General features: G+C 59.9%; 5 protein-coding genes. 3 read left to right on the top strand and 2 right to left on the bottom strand.

What is annotated here, in order from left to right; all coding sequences use genetic code 11:
• Nucleotides 1–299 precede the first annotated feature (299 nt).
• The 3 genes from DBR23_RS18435 (at nt 300) to DBR23_RS18425 (ending at nt 3,168) form a co-directional block, all read left to right on the top strand.
• On the top strand, nt 300–1,199 hold the full coding sequence (locus tag DBR23_RS18435; RefSeq protein ID WP_108499180.1) for a DMT family transporter: 900 nt from the start codon (nt 300–302) through the stop codon (nt 1,197–1,199).
• Nucleotides 1,200–1,274: 75 nt separating this feature from the next.
• Complete coding sequence (locus tag DBR23_RS18430) at nt 1,275–1,766, top strand: glutathione peroxidase (RefSeq protein WP_108499179.1); 492 nt, start codon at nt 1,275–1,277, stop codon at nt 1,764–1,766.
• 727 nt (nt 1,767–2,493) lie between these two features.
• Entirely contained in the window at nt 2,494–3,168 is a 675-nt protein-coding gene (locus tag DBR23_RS18425; protein WP_158276470.1) for an OmpA family protein, read from the top strand.
• Nucleotides 3,169–4,155: 987 nt separating this feature from the next.
• Here the strand turns inward: DBR23_RS18425 and DBR23_RS29390 are convergent.
• Together DBR23_RS29390 and DBR23_RS30000 are read right to left on the bottom strand one after the other, a co-directional pair.
• Entirely contained in the window at nt 4,156–4,803 is a 648-nt protein-coding gene (locus DBR23_RS29390; protein ID WP_146191370.1) for a hypothetical protein, read from the bottom strand.
• A gap of 112 nt (nt 4,804–4,915) precedes the next feature.
• On the bottom strand, nt 4,916–5,341 hold a 426-nt coding region (locus DBR23_RS30000), incomplete at its 5' end, for an RHS repeat-associated core domain-containing protein (protein WP_199227745.1).

The raw sequence follows: 5,341 nt of genomic DNA, 5'->3' as shown, positions 1-5,341 counted from the left end.
ATACGCACCATTGACTCCTGATTGCGAAGCCCCCCTGTGCGGCTTCGCCGCTTCCCCGAGGGGGACGCACCCAGTGGCCTGGAGCTATTGAAGGCTCCCCCTGAGCCGCTGCGCGTCTTCCCCCTCTCTCGCTGCGCGGGAGGGGGACGCACCCAGTGACCTGGCAAAGCCAGTTCCACGGGTGCACGGGCCTTGAAGCGTGCCAGTTTTAACTGGCTGTGCAGCATGGAACCACTTGCTACATAATTTATAGCTATCAGCGCATATTCCACTGGCGCTACCGCCTTTTTTTGCCTTCAATGCACTCTCCACTCCCCTTCGCCGCCCTGCTGTTCAACGCCTTTGTCTGGGGCCTGGCGTGGTGGCCGTTCCAGCACATGCACCAGGCGGGGCTGCACCCCTTGTGGGCCACGGCCTGCATGTATGCGGTGGTGCTGCTGGCGCTGCTGGCCTGGCGCCCCGGCATCTTGCAGCAGGTGCGCGCGCATCCGCAGCTGTGGCTGCTGGCGCTGGCCTCGGGCCTGAACAACGTGGCCTTCAACTGGGCCGTGACGATTGGTGACGTGGTGCGCGTGATCCTGCTGTTCTATCTGATGCCCGCCTGGGCCGTGCTGCTGGCCTGGAAGGTGCTGGGCGAGCGCCCTACCCCTGCGGCGCTGCTGCGCCTGGCGCTGGCTTTCTGCGGCGTGGTGCTGGTGCTGCTGCCCGAGGGCGCGCCTGCTTCGCGCCTGCTGCAGAACCTGTCGCTGGCCGACGCTCTGGCGCTGCTGGGCGGTTTCATGTTCGCGCTGACCAACGTCACACTGCGCCGCCTGCACACCGTGCCGGGGCCCGCGCGCATGTTCTCGATGTTTGGTGGCTGCATGCTCATGGCCCTGGCGGTGGCCTGCATTGGCCTGCAAGTGGGCGTGGTGGAGCCCTTCCCTGCCGCCAACGCCACCTGGGTCATCACCGGCCTGCTGCTGGCCGGGGTGCTGATGCTCGGCAACTGGGCGCTGCAGTTTGGCGCTGCGCGGCTGGCGGCCGGCACCACGGCGCTGGTGATGTTGTCGGAGGTGATGTTCGCCAGCGTGTCATCGGCCCTGCTGGGCGCGGCCACGCTGAACACGCGCACCGTGCTGGGCGGGGCGCTGATCCTGCTGGCATCGCTGCTGGCCGCGCTGCAGTTCCGCCGACCGGGCGCTGCGGGCCCTCATTGATGGATTGACCCGCACGCGCACAGGCCTCTGCAGCTGGGGCTACGATGGCCCGTCATCCCCACCCGGAGAACCCGCATGTCCACCAGCATCTACGACTTTGAAGCCCTGCAGATGAACGGCCAGGCCGTGCCCCTGTCGCAATACCGGGGCAAGGTATTGCTCATCGTGAACACCGCCAGCGCCTGCGGCTTCACGCCCCAGTTCGGCGGGCTGGAAGAACTGCACAAGGAATACGCAGACAAAGGCCTCGTCGTGCTGGGCTTCCCCTGCAACCAGTTCGGCGCCCAGGACCCCGGCAGCAACGACGAGATCGCCAGCTTCTGCCAGCTCAACTACGGCGTGAGCTTTCCGATGATGGCCAAGATCGACGTGAACGGCGCCAACGCCTCGCCCCTGTACCAGTGGCTCACCGCCGAGGCCCCAGGCCTGCTGGGTAGCAAGGCCATCAAGTGGAACTTCACCAAGTTCCTCGTCGGCAAGGACGGCCGCGTGATCCGCCGCTATGCGCCGCAGGACGCGCCGAAGAAGCTGGGGGGGGATATTGAGGCGGCGCTGGCCGCGGGCTGATCGCCCTCGTCGGCACACATCAGCAATATTTGCGGCGCCCCGGCCCCCCTTCGCTTTTGACGCTCTTACCCCTGTTGGGGGCGAATGTTGGTATTTGTGAAACCTGAATCAAGCGGTTGCCAAACGCCCCGCTGCGGCGTCAATCGGCCTTTTCTGCAGCGACACTCTGGCCCGTTCGCGGAGAAGCAGCGCCCATCGCGCTGACCCCGAGTGAGCCAGGGTGGCATCAGACCGCCCACTCCAACGAACGCACACGCCATCTGTTCGCTACTGGAGGGAGCCCCTTTGCCTGCTTTCGCTGCCGCATGGCAGCGCGCCGCCATGGCCGCTGCATCGCTGACCTGCAAGTTCCCATTCCTGGGACTCGCAGGCGACGGCAGCACCTTGTTCAGCGCGAAGGCTGCACCCAGTGATCCGGCGGGCCGGCGCTCAAGCGGCCTTCGTGCCAGCTACTGCGACGACGCTGATAGCCAATCCCGCGCTCGCCCACGGCCGTCGGGCTACCCGCCCCCTTTGAAGGCTTACTCAATTCACCACAGCGCGGCATGCAACAAGCCCAGGGCGGAGCGTAAGTGCCCGATCACCGCTGCCCCGGCAAGGACCGCACTTAAAAGAGCACACACGCTCGGCAGCTCATGGCCGCATGCTGCCTTCCAGTACCGCAAGTACCGCACCTGAACCATCGCCGCCAAGCCACATACATCGTTATCTTGAAGGAGCTTTTCTGATGTCATTCATTTGCCACGCCACGGGACCCCATATCGCACTCGATCGCCCTATCGCCTCGGTGCCCGGACCAGCCAGAGTCATGGCTTGCGCAGCACTGGCGCTAGCGCTGGCATCGGGTTTGGCGGGTTGCGCTGACACCCCTCAAGCGCCAACAGAGCCAGTCGCCACCACCGCGCCTGCGACCGAGACTGTCGCCGCCCCTGTCGAGCAGCCAGCGCCTGAGCCCATCGCCCAACCCGCACGCCTGCCAGAGGACGGCATCGTCGCCGAGTTCAAAGCCACGCAGGTCAAACTCTCGCCAGAAACCATGGCGCTGCTGGCTAAGTTCGCAGAGAGCCGCGACCCCAACGAACGCCTGGAAATCACCGGCTACTGCAACAAACGCGAGGCCCCCATCGATGCGCGCGACATCGCCACGATGCGCGCCAATGCGGTACGCCGCGAACTCATCAAGCTGGGCGTGCCCGCTAAATCCATCCGCGTGAAGTACAACACCACGCAGCCCATGCACGCGGTCAAGATGGAGGTGAAGGAGGGCGTTGCTGCGGCCTCTACACCGCACACCGGCCGTATTGAACTCGCGGAAAAGGCAAGCTCCGCAGGCCCCATCAGCACCGCAGCCAGCACCCAAGCCGGTTGCGCATGCGCTGCACCCGGCGCAGCCACTCGGTAAACTGATTTTGCTGGCCCTGCCTTCGGGGCCAGCTGCTACTTGTCGTTGCGTCCACATCGCGCTGCTGCGACAGGGCGCGTGCTTGGCAGCCCGCGCGAGAGACGCGCCCGGCTAGTTCGCTGACGGCTAGCCCGGGCGCGAGGCGCTGCATCAGGGTGTCAATGATTAGGATATTTACAGCACCGCGTCTCGCTCGCTTGCTTCGTCGTAGATCGCAGTAGTAGCGGCGGCCCCGCTAAAACTCTCTGCCGAATGATCTGGCCGCGAGCGTTGCTCGGGTTTTCTTACAGGCGCACTTGATTAGCACGGAGCAGCACACCAGTGCAGCGGCTTGCCCAATGACCCGGCCTTGGGCGTTGCTGAGTTCCTCGGGCGGGGCGACCTGGTCGATGTGGGAGTAGCACACCTCGCACAGTGAGGCCTGGGCTGTGGCGTTGGCGTGGGTGGCGATGACCTGTGAGCGGTGCGATCCTTGGCTTTCCAGCGCAGCCCAGTATTGGGTTTCTAGGTCGTTCACTGCTGTCGCTGCTTGCAGTTTTGGGTCTTTTGGCACACCGGCGCTTGCCTGGACTGCGCCAGCGGCTATGTTTTTTGATGCATCTGCCTGCTGCGCATCGTGGGCGGTGCCCAGCCCACCATGTTCGGTTTTTACTCGATCTGCACCAGGCGCACCATCGGTACGTAGCTGCTCGGCTCGTACACATAGCTGATGGCTGCACTGCCTCTGCGCTCTTCAATGAGGCGCATGCCTTCCCAGATGAAGACCGTAGTGCCAAAGCTGTCGTGTCTGGAAACTCGCCGACCTATCGCGACGTAGTCGAACCGGGTGGTTTGGGTGGTTTCGTGTTCGGTTCCCGGGCGCCGGGTGGTCGTTACTTGGGCGAGGCGGTTTTCCTCATCCCATATGAACTGCTTGCCGCTCAGTTTTCCTGTTTTTCGCGCTTCACTCCGACGGCAAATTCTCAGCGCACATTAATTATCTCTCATTTATGTAAACTGCAAAAAGAACTCACCGACGACATCCCCATGAGATAATTTCTGGAGTGCATGCCGCAGATAAACATATCCAGACCCATCTGAAAAAACACCCTCATACTCCGCTTCACACTTTACCAAATCAAATTCTGTCAACTGTGCAGCGAAGAAGTATTTTTCCGGCATGAATATTTCATCCTGAACCCAGGACGGACGGCCGAGAACTTTACTTATATAAGTCCCATTGATTTCATCTTGAAGATCTTCTTTCTTCTCATAATCACTCATCTCTCGAGTCTTCACACAAAGCTCTGGCAGATGAGAAACATAATCTAAAAATGTATCTTGCTCCAAATCTCTATGCAGAATGACCTTAGCCACCCCTCCCTTAAAATTTTTAACCTGCGATTGATCATTCAATGCGCAGGAGCGCAGACTTCTAACGGAACAACTCTCACCCCCATACGGAAGAAAGACGGTTACACAAAACCCGGCGGGAATTATGAGCGTAGGAAAAATATCTTGCCAAATCGTCAATAAAGGTGTCATTTTCACTCCTTTATCATTCAACGGCCACACGTCTATTTCTCCAGAAAAACCACCGCCGAGTCGGCTTCTTTTTGGAGAACAGGGACTTTTTGAAATATCCAAAACAAACATCAATAACATCCTTTCGATTTAGCCCATGCTGCAGACATTTTTCTAGCAATACATAGTTGGTCGATGGATATTTTTTCAGTTCTTACAAGGGAATTATATATAGCCTTGGACATTAGACGAATTTCCGCCTTTCCAGATTTAAGCATTTCATTTGGCCCCAATCCACCCCCCGGCGTAATCTATTTTCTTCTGCATGAACGGCATCGTGATGCTTAGGATCAAGCGCAATAGATGGATTACCTTTGACACGTTTTCCGGTGCCAACTCCTACTTCTTGAACCTTTTTATTTCTCAGAATTTCGTGTGCTTCAAGGCCATCACCGCGATGCTTCGGAGACCCATAGCCAGCCGTTTCCCCTTCGCAGAGTAAACCAAGTGGATCAATCCAACCAATCGGATTCGGCGAGTAACTCCCTAGGTTGATCCCACCCTCTAACCCAATCGGGTCCGGGCTGATGAACCTCCCAATGTCCGCATCGTAGTACCGGAACGTGTTGTAGTGCAGCCCCGTCTCCCGGTCCAGGTATTGGCCCTGGAA

The sequence above is a fragment of the Acidovorax sp. HMWF018 genome (assembly GCF_003061035.1).
Taxonomy (GTDB): domain Bacteria; phylum Pseudomonadota; class Gammaproteobacteria; order Burkholderiales; family Burkholderiaceae_C; genus Acidovorax; species Acidovorax delafieldii.
The sequence above is the reverse complement of the archived record's forward strand: the minus strand, read 5'-3'. Positions and strand labels throughout refer to the sequence as shown.

Coding starts and splice junctions, on each gene's coding strand:
- DBR23_RS18435 (WP_108499180.1), top strand. CDS start 300: ATGCACTCTCCACTCCCCTTCGCCGCCCTGCTGTTCAACGCCTTTGTC.
- DBR23_RS18430 (WP_108499179.1), top strand. CDS start 1,275: ATGTCCACCAGCATCTACGACTTTGAAGCCCTGCAGATGAACGGCCAG.
- DBR23_RS18425 (WP_158276470.1), top strand. CDS start 2,494: ATGTCATTCATTTGCCACGCCACGGGACCCCATATCGCACTCGATCGC.
- DBR23_RS29390 (WP_146191370.1), bottom strand. CDS start 4,803: ATGTTTGTTTTGGATATTTCAAAAAGTCCCTGTTCTCCAAAAAGAAGC.